Source organism: Acinetobacter sp. SwsAc2 (assembly GCF_013391465.1).
GTDB classification, from domain to species: Bacteria; Pseudomonadota; Gammaproteobacteria; order Pseudomonadales; family Moraxellaceae; genus Acinetobacter; species Acinetobacter johnsonii.
Map to the genome: position 1 here is coordinate 36,918 of NZ_JACBEZ010000011.1, position 23,099 is coordinate 60,016.

Below are 23,099 nucleotides of genomic sequence, written 5' to 3' on the forward strand. Positions count from 1 at the left end.
CGCGTACTGGGATTTAACACAACCATAAATTGTTTTAAATCCTATTTTACAAATGGATGTAACCGGGATTTTGTTAATAGTTATACAGAATGATTACAAGCTTAGAAATAATAAATATTTTTAAACCTTGTTTGGTCTGCTGTTTGCAACACCGGGTGGTCCTTCTTTTAGATACAATGAGGATTAACTTATGACAGCTCGTGAACAAGGCGTAGTTAAATGGTTCAACGACACTAAAGGCTTCGGCTTTATCCAACGCAATGGCGGCGACGATGTATTCGTTCACTTCCGTGCAATCCAAGGCGACGGCCACCGTTCACTACGTGACGGCCAACGCGTTGAATTCAGCGTTGTAAAAGGTCAAAAAGGCTTCCAAGCTGAAGAAGTACAACCTTTAGACTAATTGTCTGAACGTACTTTAAAACGCCCCAATGTAAATTGGGGCGTTTTTGTTTATACTACAGATCAATTTTCGTGATTTTTCGTCAGAGCGCACTTATATGTCATCAGGTTTTGAAACCTTAAATTTACATCCTCAACTTAAACGAGCTATTGATGCTTTAGGTTTTAAGGATATGACGCCTATTCAGCAAAAGGTTTTAAAATTCACTTTGGCGGGACACGATGCAATTGGTCGTGCGCAAACAGGGACTGGTAAAACAGCGGCATTTTTGGTGAGCGTGATTAACGACTTGCTGAACAACCCAATTCAAGAGCAGCGCTACCGCGGTGAACCTCGCGCCTTGATTTTAGCACCGACTCGAGAACTTGCACTGCAAATTGAAAGCGATGCGAAAGAACTCACAAAATTCTCAGATTTACATGTCGTGACGCTTTTAGGCGGCGTTGACTTTGATAAACAAAAAGCACAACTCGATAAAAAACCTGTCGATATTATGGTGGCGACGCCAGGTCGTCTGATTGACTTTGTTGAGCAAAAAGAAGTTTGGCTCGACCAGATTGAGTTTTTAGTGATTGATGAAGCCGATCGCTTATTGGATATGGGCTTTATTCCTTCAGTCAAACGCATTGTTCGTTTCTCACCGCGTAAGGAACAGCGTCAGACTCTGATGTTCTCTGCAACGTTTAGTTACGATGTTTTAAACCTTGCGCAGCAGTGGTTGTTTGAACCTGTAACTGTTGAAATTGAGCCAGAGAAGAAGACCAATGCGGACGTTGAACAACGTGTCTACATGGTCGCAAAGTCTGATAAATATAAATTGCTACAAGACATTCTGCGTGATGAGCCCATTGAAAAAGTGATGATTTTCGCAAATCGTCGCGATCAAGTGCGTAAACTCTATGACAACTTAAAGCGTGATGGCTATAAAGTGGTGATGTTGTCAGGTGAAATCGCACAAGACAAACGTTTGAAAATGCTGGATCAATTTAAAAATGGTCAACATAACATCATGATTGCAACCGATGTTGCAGGTCGTGGTATCCATGTGGATGGTGTATCGCATGTGGTGAATTTCACCTTACCTGAACAGTCGGATGACTATGTACACCGTATTGGTCGTACAGGTCGTGCAGGTACGCGTGGTGTGAGTATTAGTTTCTTATCTGAAGATGATGCATTCTATCTACCAGAAATTGAAAAAGCCATTGGGCAAAAACTACCACTGACACGTTTAGAAGGTTATTGCTAATCGTTTGACGTGATTGGTGTAAAAAAACCGCTCAGATGAGCGGTTTTTTTGATGGTATCTTTATTTTGCTTTACACGAAAAAGTCAGGATTGTTTGATAGTCACTGTCTTGGTTAATGCCTGAGTTTGTACCCGAAATAGAACCCAGTACTGAAGCGGCTGCTTGGATCATTTTTCCAGTTTCATCGCTCACCACGCCTTTTAAAGCGCCTTGATATTCGGTTTTTTCATCACTCACAATCGCCGTTGCTTTAGAGCCACACGTTTTAGCTGCTGCTTCAATGGCGTTGTTTTTTGCAATCAATGCAGTTTTACCAATACCCGTAACTTCGTATTGATTGTCAGCTTTTTGGATCGCTAAAGAGTTGCTTGGTGTCGATGCGCAAGCGCTTAGAAGTAGTGTTAGTGCTGCTGCTCCAGCAATAGCGATATTCTTTTTCATTTCATACCCCAGTCATGTTTTATTAAATCATTGTTTATTGGAACATAGCTTGTAGGATGAATCATGTAAGAAATGTATGAAAAATGCAGTCTTATCGAACAGTTTGAAAAGTGCTCAAAATTTTAAAATTAGTTTTGCCGAAACTCGGTATTTCATACTGAAGCCCTAGAGCAAACTTTTCAGAGTGTGCTACTCTAAAACGTATTGTTTAATTTGAAAGATTAAGAGCCTAATGACGGAACTCGCGGTAGATATCGTTCACCAGAATATGCATCAACGTCAATCGATTGGCCATTTGGTCGAGCCTGCTCCCAATGCAGAACAATTAGAGCGGGCATTTCAAGCCGCATTGACTGCACCAGATCATCATCGTTTAAAGCCGACACGTTTTATCGTAATTGCTGAAGATCAACGTGAGGCATTTGGTGAGTTATTGTCACAAGCCTTGGCTGATTTGGGTGAGACTGAGTCAGCACAGTTAGAGCGTGTTAAAAATCATCCTTTTCGTGCCCCATTACTGGTTTTGGCACTGACTAAATTTCAATCGCATCCGAAAGTCCCTAATTTTGAGCAGACTTTAAGTAGTGGGGCGGCTATTCAGAATTTTATTTTGTCCTTACAAGCTCAAGGTTTTTCGAGCATGTGGCGTAGTGGGGCAGTGGTGGAATCGGTGCATTTCAAACAGGTTCTAGGCCTCAGCGCAGATGATTTGATCTCAGGTATTTTATATATTGGTACGGCAGTTAAAGCGATTCCGCCACGTGCTGAAATTCAAACCCAAGATTATGTAAGTTATTGGAATCAATAGTTCCATTTTAGGATATAAAAATAATGTCAGAGTTAAAGTTTTCAGATTTGGTTGAACCTGTAGCAGTAGATCAAAAAACGGCACTTCGTATTACAGTTTTGGGTGGTGGTAGTTTTGGGACGGCCATGGCGAATACCGCGGTTCGTAATGGCTGCGATACCATGATTTGGATTCGTGATGAAGCCGTTGCAGCTGATATCAATGCGACGCACGTAAATAAACGCTATTTGCCCGATTTTAAACTTGAAGATGGTTTACGTGCAGTTTCAAATATAGAAGAGGCTGTTCGTGATCGCGACATTATTTTGGTGGCGATTCCGAGTCATTCTTTCCGTGATGTACTCAAACAAATTAAACCGTTTATTACTTCGCAAGCAGTGGTGTCTTTGACCAAGGGTATTGAAGCGAATACTTTTAGTTTTATGAGTGATATTATTCGCTCAGAGCTACCAGAAGTGCCTTATGGTGTGTTATCTGGGCCAAACTTAGCCAAGGAAATTGTGGCAGGACAACCAGCTGGGACGGTCATTGCAAGCCAGTCTGACTTAGTGCGTTATGCGGTACAACAAGCTTTGCATAGTGCCTTGTTCCGTGTTTTCGCCAGTGATGACGTGCATGGTGTAGAACTCGGCGGTGCACTTAAAAACATTTATGCGGTTGCGATGGGAATGGCTGCTGCATACAAAGTCGGTGAAAATACCAAGAGTATGATTTTGACCCGTGCTTTGGCGGAAATGAGTCGTTTTGCTGTGAAGTTGGGGGCAAATCCACTTACCTTCTTAGGATTGTCTGGTGTCGGAGATTTATTCGCAACGTGTAGCAGTCCACTCAGTCGCAACTATCAAGTTGGTTTTGCATTGGGTCAAGGTAAGAGCTTGGAACAGGCAACCACTGAATTGGGGCAAACAGCAGAAGGCATTAACACGATTGTGCAAGTCAAAGCACGTTCTGAAGAGCTGGATGTGTATATGCCGATTACCAGTGCGTTATACAGTGTTATTTTTGAAAATGCGCCGCCAATGACAATAGCATTATCCCTAATGAAAAATGGACACCGCAGTGATGTGGAGTTTGTTTTGCCGCATCATGAGGTTTAAAGTCACTTAAAAAACGAAATAAAATGAGCGTTTAAGTGGGTAGAATGACTGAATTGTCATAAAAATTAATTAAAATAATCAGGATTTGAATAAGGATTTTTTATGCAACTGACTTTGGTACGTCATGGTGAAGCTGCGCCACCGATCATGGGGAATGACACTAAACGCCCACTCACCGAACATGGGCATGCACAGGCAGAGCAAACTGCTGACTTTTTAAAGTCACGTATCCAACCTGATGTCTTTGTGGTTAGCCCATTGCTGCGTGCACAAGAAACATTGGCACACATTAAACAGCACTTTGCGGATGTACCTGTTGTAATCTGCAATACCATTAAGCCAGATGATGATGCAAAAGCGGCTGTGGAATGGTTATCACATTTGCCGTATGAGTCTATTGTAGTGGTGTGTCATATGAATGTGGTGGCACATATGGCCTCGATTTTGGTGACAGAATCTTTCAATCCTTATGCTTTGGCTGAAGCACGGATTTATGAGCAAGCAGTTATCGCGGAAGGCTTGTCGACACAAACAAAAGCATTTATACCTAGCATATAAAAACCAATTAAAACGGCAGAATATAATACATGTTGCAAATTTGGATGCCCGAAGCCGATGGAACATGGCACTGGTCTATAGGAGAAAGATGGCAATCTGCTCATACACTTGAGCAATTGATCCAAGATATACAAGCGCATCATGGTGAGGAAGCAACTGTTTTTTTTCCAAGCCGTGATGTGCAAATTATTCAGCAAAATATGCCTAAGGCCCAATACAAGCAGTTGGGGGCTGAAGGTGTGAAGTATTTGCTGGAAGAATATACATTGAGCTCAATTGAACAGATGAAAGTATTACATCACTTTCAAGCGCCTGAGCAACTCACTGTTCTGGGTATTTCAAAGCATCGTTTAGAGACTTTACAGCATGCTTTGAGTTTGATTCCTGTGAAGCTGGTCAGTCTATTGCCTGATTTTCTGATTTTGCCTGTACCTGACGCAGAACAGGTAATCTTGGGCTATGTTGAAGAACGGCTCCTGTTTCGCTCTAATGCTTGGTTGGGCGGATCAATTGATGATCTTGCTGTATTTTTAGATTATCAAGCAGCCAATCAAAAATATAAAATTTGTAACTTTAGTGCTTCGCACATGCATAGCTTAAACGCCAGTGTGACGCAGGAGCAGCTTGAGTCTTTCCATTATGAATGGACGGCATTGCCAAGAGCAAAACAACATCCATGGAATCTTTTGCCTAAGGTGAAAGAGCAACATGTTTCAACGGGCTATTGGAAAGCCTGTGCAGCGGTATTGGCTGCATTGATTGTGACGCAATTGACCTATGATGCGACGCGTTGGTATCAAAATAAAAAGCTTGCAGAGCAAGTGGCTGTTCAGGCGGTCGACCAATTTAAATATTGGTTTGGTGCGAATTATCCTGTGAGCGAGCAAACCCTGCGAAGCCAGTTTGAATATCAACTGAATATGAATAAACAAGCTGATGCTCAAGCTTTATCTTTATTGAGTCGCGTTGGCCCTGTGCTCATGCAACAGCAAATTGTGGCGAATCAGGTGGTGTATGAAGCAAATAGCCTAAATATGCAACTTAAAGCCAATTCGGCAGAGGCTTTACAGACACTCACTCAGCAACTTAATCAACAAGGTTTTCAGGTTGAATTAGGCAATATTCAGCCGACCACGGGTGGGGCAATAGGAATGGTGAAAATACAATAATGAAAGCCATACAAAATTTACAAACTGTTTTGGATCAGCGTTTAGAGCTGATCGGTGCTTATTTTGACCGTCTTACACCGCGTGACCGTATATTGGCTATTTTCTTGGTTATTTTCGTCTTGGTGAGCTCGATAGGGGCTGCACTTTGGTATACCCATGCTGCGGCAGAAAAACAGCAAAAACGCGTGAATCAGCTCAAAGAAACCATGACATGGATGCAGAGCAATGCAGTCACCATGAAATCGAGCTCAGATGGTCAACTAACCCCAATGGAGCAGATCCAACGTATTGCACAGCAGCAAGGTTTGTCGGTTGCTTCGCAGCAGAATGCTGAACAAATTCAGTTGGTGGTAAGCCACGCAAACTATGTGGTGTTGGCCAACTTTTTGACCCAACTGACGCAAAATGGTTTGAGTATTGAAAAAATGGAGTTGGTCTCAGATGCAGGGCAGATTAAATTATCGGCTAGCGTGAAATAATCGCTAAAAATAAAGCCAGACGAAGCATGGTGTTTTAGCGAGGCTATGCCTATAATATGGCGACTTAAAAAGCAGTAGACTTTTACAGATATGTTGTATTCTCTTGCCCGCCCTTTGTTGTTTACTTTAGCACCAGAGCGTGCACATGAGCTAACACTATCGCTATTGAAATCAACGTATAAGCTAGGCTTAATGCGTCAAAATATAGCGGCTAAACCGGTGACATGTATGGGCATCGAGTTCCCCAATCCTGTAGGTTTGGCTGCTGGTCTAGATAAAAATGGTGCTTATATTGACGCACTGGCAGGTCTAGGGTTTGGTTTTATTGAAATTGGAACCATTACTCCGCGTCCACAGCAAGGTAATCCTCTACCGCGTTTATTCCGTATTCCACAAGCTAAAGCCATTATTAACCGTATGGGTTTTAACAACGCTGGTGTGGATCAACTGATTGAAAATGTCAAAGCGGCCAAGTTCAAAGGGGTTTTAGGGATTAATATCGGCAAAAATGCGGATACCCCAGTCGAAAAGGCAGTAGATGACTATCTCATTTGTTTAGAAAAAGTCTATAACTATGCGTCTTATATTACCGTTAACATTTCTTCTCCAAATACTAAAAACCTGCGTAGTTTGCAAAGTGGTGATGCTTTAACCGAGCTGCTAGAGACGCTGAAAAAACGTCAGTTAGAGTTGGCTGAAGAGCAGCAGCACTATGTACCCTTGGTGCTGAAAGTTGCGCCAGATTTGGAAGCGGAAGATATTCAATTTATTGCGAAACAACTGCTTCAGTTTAAGATTGATGGGTTAATTGTGACCAATACGACTTTGTCTCGTGAAGGGGTGGAAAACTTACCTTTTGGTGACGAAGCGGGTGGTTTATCTGGTGCACCTGTGTTTGAGAAAAGTACAGCGTGTTTAAAAGCCTTTGCTGAGGTTTTAAACGGTCAGATTCCTTTGATTGGTGTGGGTGGGATTTTGTCGGGTGAGCAGGCGCTTGCAAAACAAAATGCAGGGGCAAACCTTGTACAAGTTTATAGTGGCCTCATCTATACAGGACCAACCTTAATTCAACACTGCGTCTCTGCAATGAAAACAACATGAATGCCATTGATATCTTCATATTGATTGTATTGCTCATTGGAGGGCTCAACGGTTTGCGTCAAGGATTTGTTAAAGCCTTTGCGAACTTGATAGGATGGATTTTAGCGCTGATTGTTGGTGCTAAATTTGCAAGCGTCCTAGCACCTTCGATGGTCTCACTCAGTGAAGATCCAGTGGTTCAAAAAATTGCAGCTTTTGCATTTATTGTATTGGTTATTGTGGTTTTGACGTGGATTGTCACGGCATTACTGAATAACATATTGAAGAGTTTAAAACTCGGGCCTTTGAATCGATTAGCCGGCGGTGCTTTTGGTTCATTAAAAGGGTTGTTAATTGTTCTGATTACGATGCAAGGTGTGGGTTCTTGGGTTGAAAGCTCTCCATATTGGAGACAATCCAAGTTTGTCCAAACACTTTTGCCTTACGCGCCTTGGGCGATGGAGCTTTCTAAAGAGGCTGCAAGCGAGGCGATGTCACATATCAAGTCTAAAGATACACATGTATCTTCAGATTCTTCACCGAAAATTTCCTCGAAAAATGCTGAGGGACAGGGTGAGTCAACAAATAATCCTTTTTATTAATCCTAGCTTGTCTGCGAGGTTGCTATGTGTGGAGTAGTTGGTATAGCTGGTAAATCAGCTGTTAACCAAATGTTGTTTGATGCATTAACGATGTTACAACATCGTGGGCAAGATGCAGCTGGGATAGTAACATGCCACGAAGGTCGTTTATTCTTACGTAAAGACAATGGCATGGTTCGTGATGTGTTCCACACTCGCCATATGCGTGCATTACAAGGTAATTACGGTATTGGCCATGTGCGTTATCCTACAGCGGGTTCATCGAGCAGCGCTGAAGCGCAGCCCTTCTATGTGAACTCACCTTACGGGATCACGTTAGCGCATAATGGTAACTTAACCAATGCTGAAGAAATTCATGACGATCTGTTCAAAACAGACTTACGTCATATGAATACGGATTCAGACTCAGAAGTACTGTTAAACGTATTTGCGCATGAGTTGCAAAAACGTGGCAAATTGATGCCTACAGCAGACGATATCTTCCATGTGGTTAGTAAAGTACATGAGCGCTGTAAAGGTGGTTATGCCGTGGTTGCAATGCTTACTGGGCATGGCTTAGTGGGTTTCCGTGATCCAAATGGTATTCGTCCACTGATTTACGGTTCGCGTGAAACTGATGCAGGTATGGAATATATCATTGCATCTGAGTCTGTCGCTATTACGGCACTCGGCTTTAAAGTTGAGCGTGATATTGCGCCGGGTGAAGCGATCTTTATTGACTCACAAGGGCAGATGTTTACCAAGCAGTGTGCTGAAGCGCCTGAATACCGCCCATGTATTTTTGAATATGTTTACTTTGCGCGTCCAGATGCGATTATTGATGGCATTTCAGTCTACAAAGCACGTTTAAAAATGGGCGAAAAGCTTGCTCAAAAAATCTTGACGGAGTGGAGTGAGGAGCATGATATCGATGTCGTGATCCCAATTCCAGATACCTCGCGTACCTCTGCACTTGAACTGGCAAATATGTTGGGCGTAAAGTTCCGTGAAGGCTTTATGAAGAACCGCTACATCGGCCGTACCTTCATTATGCCGGGTCAGCAATTACGTAAAAAATCAGTACGTCAAAAGTTGAACCCTGTTGAACTTGAGTTCCAAGGTAAAAATGTACTTTTGGTGGATGACTCGATTGTGCGTGGTACTACGTGTAATGAAATTATCCAAATGGCACGTGATGCGGGTGCGAAAAAAGTATTCTTTGCTTCTGCTGCGCCGATGGTGAAATATCCAAACGTGTATGGCATTGATATGCCAGCAAAAGAAGAGTTGATTGCATCTGAGCGTACAGTTGAAGAAATTCGTGAAATTATTGGTGCAGATCGTCTAATTTTCCAAGATTTGGAAGACTTAAAAGCAGCTGTGCGCACCAGCAAAGTGCCAGATTTACAAGAGTTTGATTGCTCGGTATTTGATGGTAAATATGTTGCTGGTGGTATCGATGAAGCTTATTTAGATGAATTACAGGCGAAACGTCGTGAAACATCGAAAAAGAAAGACAGCTATATTGATGTCAACATTGATGCTGCTTCCGTTGATTTGACGGGTGTAAAAGAAGTCTAATTGATTTAGATTTGAGAAAAGCGGGAGTTTCCCGCTTTTTTCATTTATGATGGATTGATTCAAACAATGTAAGAAAAGGGATTTACATTGAAGGGTGTAAGTTATTCAATCATAAAGAATAAAAATATGTTGTGGTCTGCCAGTATCTGCTTGCTTGCGGTACTTTTGTCGCTATTTATTTTAAATACTGTGGCTGGACTGCTGGTTTTTTATTTTGATTCGAGTCAAAGCATTTTTTGGCATAGCTTGAGTATTTATATCATTGGTTTATTGCTCTTGGTGATGAGTTATTCCGTGGTATATGAGCTGTATGTGTTCCGTTCAGGCGGACACAGTCTGGCCAAGCAACTGCGTGCACGACGTTTAAGTTTGATTGAAAGTACACCAGAAGAAAGTATTGCGCTGAAAATTACAGAAAAACTAGCTGATACTTTTTTAATTGAAACACCTGCTGTGTATGTTTTGCCCGATGAAGTGGGGGTAAATGCTTTAACCGCTGGTTTTGATCCCAAAGATATTGCGATTATTTTAACGTGGGGCGCCCTGCAAAACCTCGATGAACTTGAGCTGACGGGGTTATTGAATCATGAGTTTAATCAAATTTTATCGGGTGAGACCGCTGAAAATACACGGTTAAAAATTTTATATAGTGCTCTCACCACCTTTAGTCAGTGGGGCAGTAAAATTGCTAAATTGGGATTTTCAACCCATCATAAAAAGTCGCAAAGTTTTGAAACCACTTTTGTCGCAACAGGTGGTGTGATCTGGCTGATTGGTAGTTTGGGGGTGCTGGTTACCCGCTGCATTAAGTTTCTGACGTTGGGGGGGCGTACTTTAAAAAATGATATGAAAACACGTCGCCTGATGCAAAATGATGCCAATATTCAAACCTTGATGCGTATCTATGTGCATCACGCAGGTTCGCAAATTCACAGTGAATATTCTGAGTCGATTGCACACATGTGTTTTGCCAACTCATTAAGTGCACAAAGTTGGATGAATATTCATCCAAGTATTGAAGAACGTATTTATGAAATGAATCCGAATTTGGTTCAAGAGATACAGTTGGAAAATCTACAAAAACTGCGCAACCGTCCGTTATTTGGTTTGTTTCGTTCCTTAGAAGAGCAGTACGCGGATTTTCAAGCCCCTTGGACTTCACCGCAGCCTTTGCCCTTATTACGACTGTCTCCGATTAGTTTTGCCATTAAAGATGCAATTAAACCGCTTAACCCTGAAGTACGTGCGCATATTGAACGTCCAGAGCTAATTCAGCGTGCTTTACAGACCGCAACAGGTTCACGCGAGCTGATGGTCGCGATTTTGATGATTCGGCAATTCCGTGAGTTTATTCCTGCTGAGGCTGAAGTCAGCCGTGCCATTGTTGATTCATTGTTAAACTTAGATGGTCGTGTTCATATTTCAATTTTCCATGAGGCATGCCGAAATATTGGTGGCATGCCAGCGACAATTGCACGCCAGTTTTTATTAAAGTTGGCGAGGATTATTCAAGAAGACGGTGAAATTGGACTGTTGGATGCACTGCTACTTGAACGGGTCAAGTTTGAGTTGAATTTGTTGCCTGTACATACACCTGCGGCCCTAGATGAAGTTAAACCGCAGATTGTGCGTTTAATTGATGCTTTGTTGCATGTGCAACAAATCAATAGTGAAACACAGCTGGAAGTACGAGAGAAAATCTTGCGTCGAGTTTTAACTGTGCAAGAGTTGGAGCAGTATGCGGAAATTTCAGATGAGCCGATTGATTTGGCTGAAATTTTAAATGATATGGCAGGGTTGCTGCTGCGAGATCGTTTGAGTATTTTGGGAGTGGCTGAAATTTGTTTATGGAATGACCGCATTATTACTCAAGATGAGCAGGATGTTCTGGAGTTGCTCTATTGGCGTCTCGGTTTTGACAGTGAAGAGATTGTTGAACAAATGCAAAAGAAGAATCGCTTGATGATTGTTTAATTGAGGGTTTAATGCGTTCTTAGTATTTGCATACTGTCTATGCGAATATAATGTGAAAAGAACAGCATCTCTAGGCATTTCTCGATAGAATATGCACTGAATTAAGTGTGAAGGTATAAGATGATCGGGCATCAGCGTGAGGTTTTGGCGAGTTTAGGAATTGATTTGTGGGTTCCTGATTTTTTGCCGTCTCAACAAAATGTAGCCACATCGATCTGGCGAGATCAAAACGCGACTGAGATTATTTCTGAAATTGTGCGACCTCAGTCTCAGCCCGAAGCCAAAAGCATTCCTGAACATCCACCTGTAAAGAATAAGCTTCCACATCCAGCGCCTCTTGCTGAAATTGCAACACAACCGATTGAACAAGAAACTGTTACAGCATTAAAAGAAGAGATTGTCCGAGAGGCCATCCATGTTGAGGCTTTTCAGTTGCAAGCTGTTGCCTTGGAGCACTGCGCCTTGGTCATTGAAGCGACACAATTGAGCTTGGAGCAGCAGCAGCTGTGGCAAAATATTGTGCAAGCCTTACCAGCGCAAAAGTATGCGCTGACTTGGCCTTTTCCTTTGTTGAACTTACAAGATGGGCGCGGTGTCCAGAGTTATATTCAAGGTTTCTTTGATGGTTTAAGTCAGGGTAAAACTGTTACTGCATTGGGCTCTATACCAAATGCTAATGGTATAAAAGTCACACAAGCAGCAAGCTTACAAGAAATGCTTGATCAGCCATTACTTAAAAAAGCCCTGTGGCACATGATGCGAGCAAAACAACAAAATATGGAATAGGTATGAAGCAGAAAGTCGTTGTTTTTAGTCAAATAGATGCAGAAGTATTACAGCGCCTAGAGCAGCGTTATCACGTGGTGGTCATCAACCCGAAAGCAGGTGATGTAAATACGCAAATCCGCGAGCAAGTTGCGGATGCGGATGCCATGATTGGTGCAGGGCGTTTACTGAATCAAAACAACCTAGAAACGGCGAAACAGCTCAAAATTATATCTAGTGTCAGTGTTGGCTATGACAACTATGATTTGAACTACTTAAACCAAGCAAAAATTTGGCTCAGTCACACCCCTCATGTGCTAACTGAAACGACTGCCGATTTGGCCTTTACTTTGTTGATGAGTGCGGCACGTCAAGTGCCTTATTTAGATCAATGGACCAAAACAGGTCAGTGGTCGCGTACTGTCGGGCAGGCACAATTTGGTCAGGAAATATTTGGTCAAACATTAGGTATTATAGGCTTAGGAAATATTGGTGCGGCAATTGCGCGACGGGGTTTTCATGGTTTCAATATGAATATTTTGTATCACGGGCGCCGAGAAAAATTAGAATTGGCACAACCCCTAAATGCACGTTTTTGCGAATTAGATGAGCTGTTACAGCAATCAGACTTCATTGTTGTGGCGGTTGATCTAAACGCGCATACGCAGCATTTGATTGATGCAGAAGCCTTTAAGAAAATGCAATCTCATGCTGTTTTTGTAAATATTTCGCGTGGTGCCGTGGTGGATGAGCAGGCACTTATTCAGGCCCTGGAGCAAAAGCAAATTTTTGCAGCTGGGCTGGATGTTTATGAGAAAGAACCCTTGCAAGATTCAGTGCTGTTTCAGCTGCATAATGTGGTGACGTTGCCGCATATTGGTTCTGCAACGTCTGTAACACGTAAAAAAATGGCTGAGTTGGCTTACCAAAACTTGGTGAAAGCATTGGAAGGTGGTCAACCTCAATATGTGGTGAATCCTGAATTTAGATAAAAATTTGATAACACTTCATTGCATTTTCATTCAATTATCAATGTTATATTCATTCGATTCCTTTAAATAAAGTCGGGGTGAGGGTTGAAGCGTTTTCTGTGTGCGTGCAGTTTAAGTCTTATTTCGACTGTTGGTTTTGCAGAAGGTCAATTTCTTACGAATGCCCCACAGTTTAATGTGCCTGAGATTGGTTCGGGTATAGGTTTTATTGATCAATATAACGAGCGCTATATTGGTGAAAAAGTTTATCGTGAAGTACAGCGTCAGCTACCTGTTACGCAAAATCCGTGGCTAGAAGATCAACTGATGAATGCTTTTTCAAGCATTTTGAGTCAAACCCAACTTGGTCAACCCATAGGTCTGGTGGTCATTAATGACCCGCAAATTAATGCCTTTGCAGTTCCGGGTGGTTTGTTTGCATTAAACGCTGGTTTGATTACCAATGCCAGTAATATGGATGAAGTTGCTGGTGTAATGGCGCACGAAATTGCGCACGTCACACAGCGCCACTACAGTCGTTCGCAAGAGGCGTTTAAGGGGCAGGGATTACTCGCGCTGGCAGGGATTTTGTTTGGTGCTTTGGTTGCATCTCAAGCCGATGGTGATGTCGGTTCAGCGGTCATGGTTGGTACCCAAGCCGCACTCATGGACAAGCAGTTGTCTTATAGTCGTAACCAAGAGCGTGAAGCTGACCGTATAGGGATGCATTATATGTATAGCGCTGGTTATAACCCGCAGAGTATGGCTGATTTTTTTGAAGTGATGCACCGTGCAACCAGCCGAGTGAGTTTTTTACCTGACTTTTGGTTTACACACCCACTCACGACTGAGCGAATGAGTGAGGCAAGGCTTAGAGCGAATCAGTTGCCTAAAGTGAAATCTACTTGGCGTGATGAAGACTTTGAGATCTTGAAGCTGTATACCATGGTGATCTCGAATCAGGCGACAGAACAGCAACTACAGATGTTGGTGAGTCGTAACAGCTATGCAGCACAACTGGCTTTGGCCAGTTTTTACCTTAAACAAGGTGACTATAAGCTTGCTCAACAAGTCTTAGATCAGGCCAAGTCACATCAGAAATTACATAACCTGCAGACCTTGATTCAAACTGATATTTTGCTTGGACAAAATCGTGTGAATGAAGCCCTTGCTGTTATCCAATCACCTGCGAGCATCATGCCTGAAAATCGGGCTTTAAATTATAAATTGGCTGAAGTTTATATTCGTCAGAATCGACCTGAGCTTGCGCAGCCTGTACTCAATCGTTTTTTGAAAAATAATCCGCGTGATATGAATGCGTGGAGACTGATGCAGCAAGCTGCGAGTTTAGATAAAAAGTCGTCAATGCATACCATTAATGTTTTGCGCTATCGGGCTGAAGTGCAGTTCTGGTCGGGCTTTGAAGAAGAAGCGATTAAATCTTTATTGCATGCTCAGCGTTTAGCGAAAGATAATGAATCAATGTCAGCGACCATTAAAACGCGTTTAACCCAAATGCAAAAGGATCGACAATTTAGAGCTTAGGAAAGCGGTATTGCAAATAGAGGGATAAAACAGAGATGAGTCAGGATTTGTTTTAAAGCTGAGAATGAATAGATAAAATAGAAAGAAGAATAATAATTTTTATAGAAAGTAAAACTTTGAACTGCCTTTTTTAAGGTCAGTTCAACGTAATCGATTTAAAGATTTTTAAATTAAGCCAGTTTTGCTTTAATTTTTGCTGAAACTTGAGAAGGATCGGCGCGCCCGGCTATGAGCGGACGCAGAGAATTCATCACCTTACCCATATCTTTCATGCTAGTAGCTTCTTGCGCTGCAATCGTTTGCGCAATCATGGAATCAAGTTCTTCCTCAGTCATAGCTTCTGGTAGAAATTGAGATAAAACCTCAAGTTCGGCTTGTTCCTTACTAGCTAAATCTTCTCGACCAGCACCTTCAAAGGCTTTGATCGATTCTTTACGTTGTTTAATTTGTTTTTCAATGACCGCAAGAACTTGAGCGTCGTCAAGTTCTTTGCGCTCATCGACTTCGATTTGCTTAATTGCCGCCTGTAGACCACGAATTACCGTTAACTTATCCATTTCTTTAGCACGCATAGTGGCTTTCAAAACTTCAGTTATTTGGCTTTTTAAAGTAGTCATTATTTAGTCCAGGCAGTCAATCACAAATTAATCTTAGTAAAGGCGAGTAGTACGTACTGATTCACGCGCCAATTTCTTTTGGTAGCGTTTAACAGCAGCAGCTTTTTTGCGCTTACGTTCTTGAGTTGGTTTCTCGTAGAATTCGCGCTTACGAACGTCAGCTAAAACGCCCGCTTTTTCGCATGAACGTTTGAAACGACGGATAGCTACGTCTACTGGTTCGCCTTCTTTCAATTTAACTTGTGGCATGAAGAATCCTCATTAAGTTATGGATAAGATCTGGGCGACATTGCCCTGATCACAAGTGAAGGTCAGTATTTTACTCATTTACATCTCATACCACAAGTCTATAATGGTTCACGCAATAGATTTGATACAGGTTATAGGCAGTTTAATGATCGTTTTAGGCTTAGAAACATCTTGTGATGAAACAGGACTTGCCCTTTATGACAGCGAGTCGGGTTTACGTGGGCAAGTGCTGTACAGCCAAATTAAACTGCATGCAGAGTATGGTGGTGTGGTGCCGGAGTTGGCATCGCGTGACCATGTGCGTAAGCTGATTCCTTTAATGAATCAACTGCTTGAAGAAAGTGGTGTAAAAAAATCTGAAATTGATGCCGTGGCATATACGCGTGGCCCAGGTTTGATGGGCGCGCTGATGACAGGCGCGCTGTTTGGTCGAACTTTGGCCTTTGCTTTAAATAAACCTGCAATTGGTGTGCATCATATGGAAGGGCATATGTTGGCACCACTTTTATCGGAAACACCGCCAGAATTTCCTTTTGTAGCACTTTTGGTCTCAGGCGGACATTCTCAATTGATGGCTGCCTATGGGATTGGACAGTATGAATTATTGGGGGAGTCGATTGATGATGCTGCAGGTGAAGCCTTTGATAAGGTTGCGAAAATGATGGGGTTACCGTACCCAGGTGGCCCAAATATTTCAAAACTGGCTGAGCAAGGTGATCCGAATGCCTTTGCTTTCCCACGCCCAATGCTGCATCAAGGTTTGGAGTTTTCATTCAGTGGTTTAAAAACAGCCGTATCTGTGCAAATGAAAAAACTCGGTGACGAAAACCGTGATGCGGATATTGCAGCGAGTTTCCAAGAAGCCATTGTGGATACCTTGGTTAAAAAATCTGTGAAAGCGTTGAAGCAAACAGGTTTAAAACGCTTAGTGATCGCAGGTGGTGTCAGTGCCAATAAACGTTTACGTGAACGTTTGGAAGCAGATTTAACCAAGATTCGTGCTCAGGTTTACTATGCCGAACCTGCACTTTGTACGGACAATGGCGCTATGATTGCTTTTGCTGGTTATCAGCGCTTAAAAGCAGGGCAGCATGACGGTTTGGCTGTAACGACAACACCTCGCTGGCCAATGACTGAGTTGACCAATCCCAGTGAAGTCTAAGACTTTCATTTGATAAGCTTAAAGCCCGAATAAATGTTGGGTTTTTTTACATTTAGGTCTTTACCAAAGGGCTGTTAAAAACGCTCTGCTTAGACTTTAAAAATATTTTTTGACTCATTTAAATGTAGCTTAGCATCAAGTTAAAAGTATTTACCCATAGGGTTATCCATAGAAAATGTGGATAAGTATGGAATGTGTAATCTTAGATGACTCATGAAATGTTGAAACTATAAAAACTTATAAATTAAATTGGAAGTCTATTTTTTATTTGATTTTAAGTATTTGATTAATATGTTTAATTTAATAATTTCTGTAAGATTTTATGAGTGTTCATCAATAAGTGTAAAGCCACGAAGGCCAATTACAACACGTAATATGATTTAGCTTCCTGAGCTTAAGGATATTCTTTAGTTTTTATGAAAGGCAGATGTAGATTTCATTAAAAATATCTTGGTCGTATAAATCACAAAGCTATGACGGTCTGTCTTAGGAACTTTCATTACAACAATGGAAGTACATAATTAGAAGAAAATTTTAGAGGTGTTACCCATGGCGGCTACTAATGGAATGCTAGACCCTGATGATTCGATAATTTTATTGATTGATCATCAAAGTGGACTTTTTAATACCGTACGCGATGTACCTGTACCCGACTTACGCAATTATGTGATTGCAATTGCAAAAGCAGCAACTTTATTAAATATACCTGTAATTACCACGGCTTCTGTACCTGACGGCCCCAATGGTCCTTTAATTCCTGAAATTCACCATTTTGCCCCGCATGCAGTTTATGTACCGCGTACTGGACAAATTAATACTTGGGACAATCCCTTATTTGTAGATGAAGTTAAAAAAACGGGTAGGAAGACACTGATTATTGCGGGAACACTGACCAGTGTATGTATGACTTTCCCTGCTGTAAGCGCTCGTAAAGAAGGTTATAACGTCTATTGTGTTGTGGATGCATCAGGCAACTGGAGCAAATTAGCTACAGATACATCAATTGCTCGTGTGACCCAAGCGGGCGCAATTCCAACCGATACTTTTGCGATTGTGGCCGAGTTAATGCGTACTTGGAACCGTCCAGAAGGCTCCCGTTTTGCTGAAATTCTTTCAGATCATGTCTGTCCAGAATATAAATGCTTAATGGAGAGTTACGCAAAAGCGCAAGCTGTGGTCAAAGATGGGCCAGAAACTCACTTAGATAAATATCAATAACCAGATCAATCTACTTGAACTGATATTTATCCCTCATTTTTTCAAAGAAATCACCCAAATTCTAATGCGGAATTTGGGTGATTTCTTTGATCATGGTGAACTTTTATACATGAAAAAAATTAAATAAAATAGATGCTTAAGTGCCGATCAGTATTTTTTTCCTAAAGCTGCTTTAATTGTTGTGAACCGACCCAGTGTTTAGAAAATTGATAGGCTGCACGTCCAGAGCGTTGTCCACGCGCCTGACACCAACGAAGCGCTTCGGCTCTTACCATATCGTCCATGACGATTTGAGCTTTTGCTAAGTAGTGCTGCACAATGTCCAAATATAAGTTTTGATCCATTGGATAAAAAGATAGCCATAATCCAAAACGATCGGAAAGTGAAATTTTTTCTTCAATCGCTTCTTGTGGATGCAGTTCAGTGTACTGCGGTACATCGACCCGAGTTACAGGTGTGTTTTCATGCATAAACTCAGGCAGCAAATGACGACGGTTACTGGTGGCATAGATAATAAAATTACTTGAACCTGACTGCAAAGACCCATCCAGCACACTTTTTAAACTGCGATAGTTTTCATCTTCGGCGTTAAAAGCTAAGTCATCACAATACACAATAAACTTTTCAGGACGCTCTGCAATTAGCTTTTGAATTTCAGGCAGTTCGGATAAATCATCACGTTCAATTTCAATCAGCCTTAAGCCTTGATCTGCATATTCCGTTAATAAAGCACGCACAATAGAGGATTTACCTGTACCGCGTGAGCCTGTAAGCAGGACGTCATTGGCAGGTAAACCATTGAGGAACTGTTCTGTATTTTGCAGTACTTTTTCTTTTTGGCGCTCAATGCCTTTTAAATCATTTAATTCGATTCGTTTGAGCTGATGAATGGGTTTTAACTCACCATTTTCCCATTTAAAGGCAATCGCTGAAAAATCAGGTGCTTGTTTAATTTCTGGTAGGCTTTGCTGTAGTTGTTGGAGTACAGTCGATAGTGCTTCTAAGATATTGTTCGGTAGGTCAATGGTCGCCATGATTAATCAGTTTATAATTACACTTGTTGTTGATCTTAACATCCGATTTAGTCGCATCAAACCCTTAACGTGGTGTAGATTTGCCAATTTTAGGGTTGAAATGGCAATTGTAATGCTCACATAATTTGCACATAGTCAGTTAGACTGACGGTTGAACGTGTCAGTGAAATTTTAGGAAAACAAAAAAAAGTGGGTGAGGATGAATATGTTGTTTAAAGATTTCACACGGGAAATCAACCCGCACCAAGCCTATCGAATCAAAAAACTGAAAAATCAATTGGCTCAGGCAGAGAACTATACTGAGTGGAAAAGCATTGCGCTTAGAATTGATGAAGAGTCAGGGGCGCAAGAGTGGAAGTATGACAACTGTTCACCTTATTTCGATGCAGAAGTGATTACCCATCGTTTAGGGTTGTTGAAACGTTATCGCCAACAAAAGCGTACGACCGATTTGATGTACCTGCTACGTGAAGGTCTGAGTTATGATATTGCCAATATTGCTCACCCCATGCTGTTTACTGCAACCTATGTCGGCACCAAGAAAATTATTGAAGACTATATTGAAGAAGTTAGTCGAGGTTTAGCATTTGTAGCATCTACGGATTGCCAGTGTTTAGATAAACAGCAAAAAATTGAATTTTTTCAGCACTGTCAAAAAGCTTTTGGGCAACCAGCCATGATGTTTTCAGGCGGTGCAACATTAGGACTGTTTCATACAGGTGTGTGCAAGGCTTTGCTTGAGCAAGACCTGATGCCGAAAGTGCTGTCTGGTTCAAGTGCAGGTGCGATTATGACAGCGATGCTGGGGCGAGCAACGCCTGCAGAAATGCTAAGCATCTTAAATGGTGAAAACTTTTTCACCGATGCTTTTCAATTTCGAGGCTTTCGTGAGGTCTTAAAGGGCAATGGTGGTTTAGCGGATGTAAAGCATTTAAAAAACTTTTTAATTGCAAATTTGGGTGACGTTACCTTTGAAGAGGCCTTTAAGCAGTCAGGCTTGTATAATAATGTCGCGGTTGCACCTTATGACGCCTCACAAAATCCGCGCATTATGAATACCTTTACTTCACCTGACTTATTGGTATGGAGTGCGGTACTCGCGTCTTGTGCAGTGCCGATTCTATTTCCGCCAGTCAAGCTCACCAGTAAACGACATGATGGCTTATATACTCCCTATATGTCTTCTACGCGCTGGGTTGATGGCAGCGTGCGTAGCGATTTTCCGCAGGAAAAAATGGCGCGTTTATACAACTTAAACTACACCATTGCCAGTCAAGTGAACCCGCATGTGGTGCCGTTTATGCAGTCGGATGAAGCGCGGTTTCGGAAAGACATGTTGAGCTGGCCTGAACGGATTATACGCCGACAAGGCAAAGTGATTAGTAAAGGGGTGATGGACTTTGCCCGTGAGCGTGTGGGGATGATTCCACCGATTCGTCGTTTACTGGATCATGGCTATGGCGTGGTCGATCAGCGTTATTATGGCGATGTAAACATTGTAGGGAAATATGGCCTGCGCCATTATAGTTATATGCTGCAAAATCCAAGACCACACTTGTTTAAACTCTTACAACGTGAAGGTGAACGTGCAACTTGGCCAAAAATCTCAATGATTGAAACACATGCTCGTGTTGGGAAAACTATACAACATTGTTTAGAGGTCTTAACTGCATTGGATACGGCAGAGATGAATGAATCCGAATTCTTGGCAGTTTAATCGTCAAGAATTAAATGCTCTCGCGATGTCGCTTCATACTCCGACTCAGCGTTTGGGCTGGGGGCGAAGGCTTTATCGCTTTGAAGTTGCAGGGCAGGGGTATTGGTTAAAGTATCAGTCGCTATCAGAGCATGTGGCGCTAATTAACGGCTTTGACACTGAACTTAGTTTTTATCAACATGCACTTGCGATGCTGCAACTGCCGAAGTTCTTGCCTGAAGTGCAAATCCTTGAAAATTTTGAGCTTCACTCAGAGCAGGTGAAAGTCGCACTCATCTTAAAAGATGTTCCATCATTACTTATGGCGAATCCCCATCAGTTAAGTCGTGATCATGTCATTCATATCATTTTTAAAATGCTGAATGCAGTTGAAGAATTACATCAGATGGGGTGGATTCATGCTGATTTAAAAGCTTCGCATTTTTTGTTAGACGGTTCTACATGTAAATTAATTGATTTTGAGCAGAGCCAAAGAATTGGTGAAATAAGCTGTCAAAAGGCTCTAACGGCGACACCGCGCTATATGGCACCTGAATTATTTCATGGTAAAGCAAAGACCGTACAAACCGACCTGTATGCACTCGGGATCATTCTACTTGAGTGGTTGACTGATCAACGTTTGCAGGCATCAAGCTACCAAGATTGGGCGTATTTACACTGTCAGTTTTTGAAGATAGCACTTCCAGAACCTTTTCAGGGTTTTAGTCCATTATTACATGGACTTTTAGCTAAGCAAAAAAGCCAAAGATGGCAAAATACCATGGCTGCAAAACGATGCTTAATGACTGAAATTGAATGAGAAAAAGCCAAGTATAAAGTTTTTGTTTCTTATTTAATCAAATGAGTGTGTTTTTCTTAAAAATTGCTTGTCATGCGAAAATGATCCCTATAGTATACACAGCCATTGGGGACGTGGCGAAATTGGTAGACGCACTGGATTTAGGTTCCAGCGCCGCAAGGTGTGAGAGTTCGAGTCTCTCCGTCCCCACCATAAATCATTTGAATTAAGATGGTTTATAAGGCAATAGAGGATTGGTGTAATGGTAGCATGACGGTCTCCAAAACCGTTCGTCAAGGTTCGAATCCTTGATCCTCTGCCAACTTAAAGTCTAACGCAAAGTTAGCACCCTGATGGGGACGTGGCGAAATTGGTAGACGCACTGGATTTAGGTTCCAGCGCCGCAAGGTGTGAGAGTTCGAGTCTCTCCGTCCCCACCATCAGTAATGAAGCAAGGTATAAAACCTTGCTTTTTTATTGCCTAAAATTTAGTGAAGAGCTGAATAGCCTTTTTATATAGATCGAGCATAAAAATAGATTCAACTGCCGATTTTATGACAGAAAAGCGGGTGATTGCTTATAAAAGCGCTTGTCATATAGTGTCTATCGCTATAATATACACAGCCATTGGGGACGTGGCGAAATTGGTAGACGCACTGGATTTAGGTTCCAGCGCCGCAAGGTGTGAGAGTTCGAGTCTCTCCGTCCCCACCATAAATCATTTGAATTAAGATGGTTTATAAGGCAATAGAGGATTGGTGTAATGGTAGCATGACGGTCTCCAAAACCGTTCGTCAAGGTTCGAATCCTTGATCCTCTGCCAACTTAAAGTCTAACGCAAAGTTAGCACCCTGATGGGGACGTGGCGAAATTGGTAGACGCACTGGATTTAGGTTCCAGCGCCGCAAGGTGTGAGAGTTCGAGTCTCTCCGTCCCCACCATCAGTAATGAAGCAAGGTATAAAACCTTGCTTTTTTATTGCCTAAAATTTAATAGATGATTCATATATAAAAAAAGCCCCTTTAAGGGGCTAAATTTTGATTCATCACGCGAAGTAAGTATGGAGCAATTTTAGGCTTTCAAATGGTCTTCGAATTCTTCACCGAGCTGCATGGCCAAGTTATTGCCCGCTAGGTCGCAAGTCACCAGTCCATATTCTTTTTTAAAGCTAAAAGTAAAGCCACGGTTGTCTGCTAAGGTTTTAACTGAATAACCTAATTTCTCTAGCCAAATACGAAAGGCGATGAGGTTTTTTGCTTTCACTACTTTTTTCACGAGGATATTCCTTTTTCACTGATAAATTATTAATAGGGATATTTCACGCTTTTTTAAAGGGGATTTTTTTATATATTTTTGTTTTTGTCTCTTTTTAAAGCAATCTAAACTAAGGCGAAAACGTATAGAAAGCATAAACGAGAGTCTTTCATTGTTTAAAATAATTTTATCATGATGAAAAATAATAATATTTTGAGATGAGTCTCAATACAATGGAATTATGTGCGTTCGTGATAGAGAAATATTTTGTCGTAAATAGAAATGTAATGATTTTTTTCAAAGGCTGGGTACTTTGGGACAGTATTCTCAAACAGCCTTGCTCGTGATCATTCGATTCTGGCATCGTGT

Annotated in this window: 23 protein-coding genes and 6 tRNA genes; 24 read left to right on the forward strand and 5 right to left on the reverse strand. The window is 41.7% G+C overall.

The window, feature by feature from the left end; all coding sequences use genetic code 11:
• Window positions 1-190: 190 nt before the first annotated feature.
• Together HYI04_RS06845 and rhlB are read left to right on the forward strand one after the other, a co-directional pair.
• Window positions 191-403 carry a cold-shock protein gene (locus tag HYI04_RS06845; RefSeq protein WP_004648643.1) on the forward strand — a complete coding sequence of 71 codons (213 nt, stop codon included), beginning with the start codon at window positions 191-193 and terminating at the stop codon, window positions 401-403.
• Window positions 404-500: 97 nt separating this feature from the next.
• Window positions 501-1,652: an ATP-dependent RNA helicase RhlB gene (gene rhlB / locus HYI04_RS06850; protein ID WP_005400612.1), complete on the forward strand. Its 1,152-nt coding sequence runs from the start codon at window positions 501-503 to the stop codon at window positions 1,650-1,652.
• A 60-nt stretch (window positions 1,653-1,712) separates the two neighbouring features.
• Here the strand turns inward: rhlB and HYI04_RS06855 are convergent, their stop codons facing one another.
• A complete protein-coding gene (locus HYI04_RS06855) occupies window positions 1,713-2,093 on the reverse strand; it encodes a hypothetical protein (RefSeq protein WP_004982234.1) in 381 nt (126 codons plus the stop codon).
• Window positions 2,094-2,325: 232 nt separating this feature from the next.
• On the opposite strand from HYI04_RS06855, the gene HYI04_RS06860 reads away from it, so the two are divergent.
• The 12 genes from HYI04_RS06860 (at window position 2,326) to HYI04_RS06915 (ending at window position 14,701) form a co-directional block, all read left to right on the forward strand.
• Entirely contained in the window at window positions 2,326-2,901 is a 576-nt protein-coding gene (locus HYI04_RS06860) for a nitroreductase (protein WP_005400613.1), read from the forward strand.
• A 23-nt stretch (window positions 2,902-2,924) separates the two neighbouring features.
• Window positions 2,925-3,998: an NAD(P)H-dependent glycerol-3-phosphate dehydrogenase gene (locus HYI04_RS06865; protein WP_004982230.1), complete on the forward strand. Its 1,074-nt coding sequence runs from the start codon at window positions 2,925-2,927 to the stop codon at window positions 3,996-3,998.
• A 102-nt stretch (window positions 3,999-4,100) separates the two neighbouring features.
• On the forward strand, window positions 4,101-4,556 hold the full coding sequence (locus tag HYI04_RS06870) for a phosphoglycerate mutase family protein (RefSeq protein WP_178896033.1): 456 nt from the start codon (window positions 4,101-4,103) through the stop codon (window positions 4,554-4,556).
• A 29-nt stretch (window positions 4,557-4,585) separates the two neighbouring features.
• Window positions 4,586-5,725, forward strand: coding sequence for a type II secretion system protein GspL (gene gspL / locus HYI04_RS06875; RefSeq protein ID WP_178896034.1), 1,140 nt, complete (start codon window positions 4,586-4,588; stop codon window positions 5,723-5,725).
• Complete coding sequence (gene gspM, locus HYI04_RS06880) at window positions 5,725-6,204, forward strand: type II secretion system protein GspM (protein ID WP_005400617.1); 480 nt, start codon at window positions 5,725-5,727, stop codon at window positions 6,202-6,204. The genes gspL and gspM overlap by 1 nt, the downstream gene beginning before the upstream one ends.
• Before the next feature lie 90 nt (window positions 6,205-6,294).
• The gene (locus tag HYI04_RS06885) at window positions 6,295-7,305 is read left to right on the forward strand and encodes a quinone-dependent dihydroorotate dehydrogenase (RefSeq protein WP_005400618.1); all 1,011 of its coding nucleotides are present in this window, start codon (window positions 6,295-6,297) and stop codon (window positions 7,303-7,305) included.
• Window positions 7,302-7,886: a CvpA family protein gene (locus tag HYI04_RS06890; protein ID WP_004696270.1), complete on the forward strand. Its 585-nt coding sequence runs from the start codon at window positions 7,302-7,304 to the stop codon at window positions 7,884-7,886. The genes HYI04_RS06885 and HYI04_RS06890 overlap by 4 nt, the downstream gene beginning before the upstream one ends.
• Window positions 7,887-7,910: 24 nt before the next feature.
• Window positions 7,911-9,446, forward strand: a complete 1,536-nt coding sequence (gene purF, locus HYI04_RS06895) for an amidophosphoribosyltransferase (protein WP_004696272.1) — start codon at window positions 7,911-7,913, stop codon at window positions 9,444-9,446.
• An 87-nt stretch (window positions 9,447-9,533) separates the two neighbouring features.
• Window positions 9,534-11,420 carry a M48 family metalloprotease gene (locus HYI04_RS06900; protein WP_039890078.1) on the forward strand — a complete coding sequence of 629 codons (1,887 nt, stop codon included), beginning with the start codon at window positions 9,534-9,536 and terminating at the stop codon, window positions 11,418-11,420.
• A gap of 120 nt (window positions 11,421-11,540) precedes the next feature.
• Window positions 11,541-12,206 carry a hypothetical protein gene (locus tag HYI04_RS06905; protein WP_178896035.1) on the forward strand — a complete coding sequence of 222 codons (666 nt, stop codon included), beginning with the start codon at window positions 11,541-11,543 and terminating at the stop codon, window positions 12,204-12,206.
• A gap of 2 nt (window positions 12,207-12,208) precedes the next feature.
• Window positions 12,209-13,177: a D-glycerate dehydrogenase gene (locus HYI04_RS06910; RefSeq protein ID WP_005400622.1), complete on the forward strand. Its 969-nt coding sequence runs from the start codon at window positions 12,209-12,211 to the stop codon at window positions 13,175-13,177.
• An 84-nt stretch (window positions 13,178-13,261) separates the two neighbouring features.
• Entirely contained in the window at window positions 13,262-14,701 is a 1,440-nt protein-coding gene (locus HYI04_RS06915; RefSeq protein ID WP_005400623.1) for a M48 family metalloprotease, read from the forward strand.
• A gap of 170 nt (window positions 14,702-14,871) precedes the next feature.
• Here the strand turns inward: HYI04_RS06915 and HYI04_RS06920 are convergent, their stop codons facing one another.
• Complete coding sequence (locus tag HYI04_RS06920) at window positions 14,872-15,318, reverse strand: GatB/YqeY domain-containing protein (RefSeq protein WP_004982206.1); 447 nt, start codon at window positions 15,316-15,318, stop codon at window positions 14,872-14,874.
• Window positions 15,319-15,351: 33 nt separating this feature from the next.
• On the reverse strand, window positions 15,352-15,567 hold the full coding sequence (gene rpsU, locus HYI04_RS06925; protein ID WP_001136722.1) for a 30S ribosomal protein S21: 216 nt from the start codon (window positions 15,565-15,567) through the stop codon (window positions 15,352-15,354).
• 145 nt (window positions 15,568-15,712) lie between these two features.
• Between rpsU and tsaD the strand changes: the two genes are divergently transcribed.
• Together tsaD and HYI04_RS06935 are read left to right on the forward strand one after the other, a co-directional pair.
• Window positions 15,713-16,729, forward strand: coding sequence for a tRNA (adenosine(37)-N6)-threonylcarbamoyltransferase complex transferase subunit TsaD (gene tsaD / locus HYI04_RS06930; RefSeq protein ID WP_005400624.1), 1,017 nt, complete (start codon window positions 15,713-15,715; stop codon window positions 16,727-16,729).
• A gap of 549 nt (window positions 16,730-17,278) precedes the next feature.
• The gene (locus HYI04_RS06935; RefSeq protein ID WP_039890080.1) at window positions 17,279-17,947 is read left to right on the forward strand and encodes an isochorismatase family protein; all 669 of its coding nucleotides are present in this window, start codon (window positions 17,279-17,281) and stop codon (window positions 17,945-17,947) included.
• Between the two features lie 161 nt (window positions 17,948-18,108).
• On the opposite strand, the gene HYI04_RS06940 is transcribed toward HYI04_RS06935, so the two are convergent.
• Entirely contained in the window at window positions 18,109-18,981 is an 873-nt protein-coding gene (locus HYI04_RS06940) for an ATP-binding protein (RefSeq protein ID WP_005400626.1), read from the reverse strand.
• A 205-nt stretch (window positions 18,982-19,186) separates the two neighbouring features.
• Between HYI04_RS06940 and HYI04_RS06945 the strand changes: the two genes are divergently transcribed.
• The 8 genes from HYI04_RS06945 to HYI04_RS06980 all read left to right on the forward strand — a co-directional run bounded on the left by HYI04_RS06945 (window position 19,187) and on the right by HYI04_RS06980 (window position 22,417).
• The gene (locus tag HYI04_RS06945) at window positions 19,187-20,698 is read left to right on the forward strand and encodes a DUF3336 domain-containing protein (RefSeq protein ID WP_039890081.1); all 1,512 of its coding nucleotides are present in this window, start codon (window positions 19,187-19,189) and stop codon (window positions 20,696-20,698) included.
• Window positions 20,673-21,497, forward strand: coding sequence for a protein kinase (locus tag HYI04_RS06950; RefSeq protein WP_005400628.1), 825 nt, complete (start codon window positions 20,673-20,675; stop codon window positions 21,495-21,497). Before HYI04_RS06945 ends, HYI04_RS06950 begins: the two co-directional genes overlap by 26 nt.
• 107 nt (window positions 21,498-21,604) lie before the next feature.
• Window positions 21,605-21,689, forward strand: a tRNA-Leu gene (locus HYI04_RS06955).
• Between the two features lie 35 nt (window positions 21,690-21,724).
• Window positions 21,725-21,798, forward strand: a tRNA-Trp gene (locus HYI04_RS06960).
• Window positions 21,799-21,831: 33 nt separating this feature from the next.
• Window positions 21,832-21,916, forward strand: a tRNA-Leu gene (locus HYI04_RS06965).
• Between the two features lie 189 nt (window positions 21,917-22,105).
• Window positions 22,106-22,190: transfer RNA gene (locus HYI04_RS06970), tRNA-Leu, on the forward strand.
• Window positions 22,191-22,225: 35 nt separating this feature from the next.
• Window positions 22,226-22,299 (forward strand) — tRNA-Trp (locus HYI04_RS06975).
• A 33-nt stretch (window positions 22,300-22,332) separates the two neighbouring features.
• Window positions 22,333-22,417, forward strand: a tRNA-Leu gene (locus HYI04_RS06980).
• A 130-nt stretch (window positions 22,418-22,547) separates the two neighbouring features.
• Here HYI04_RS06980 and HYI04_RS06985 read toward each other — a convergent pair.
• Window positions 22,548-22,751: a hypothetical protein gene (locus tag HYI04_RS06985; protein ID WP_004696295.1), complete on the reverse strand. Its 204-nt coding sequence runs from the start codon at window positions 22,749-22,751 to the stop codon at window positions 22,548-22,550.
• Window positions 22,752-23,099 lie beyond the last annotated feature (348 nt).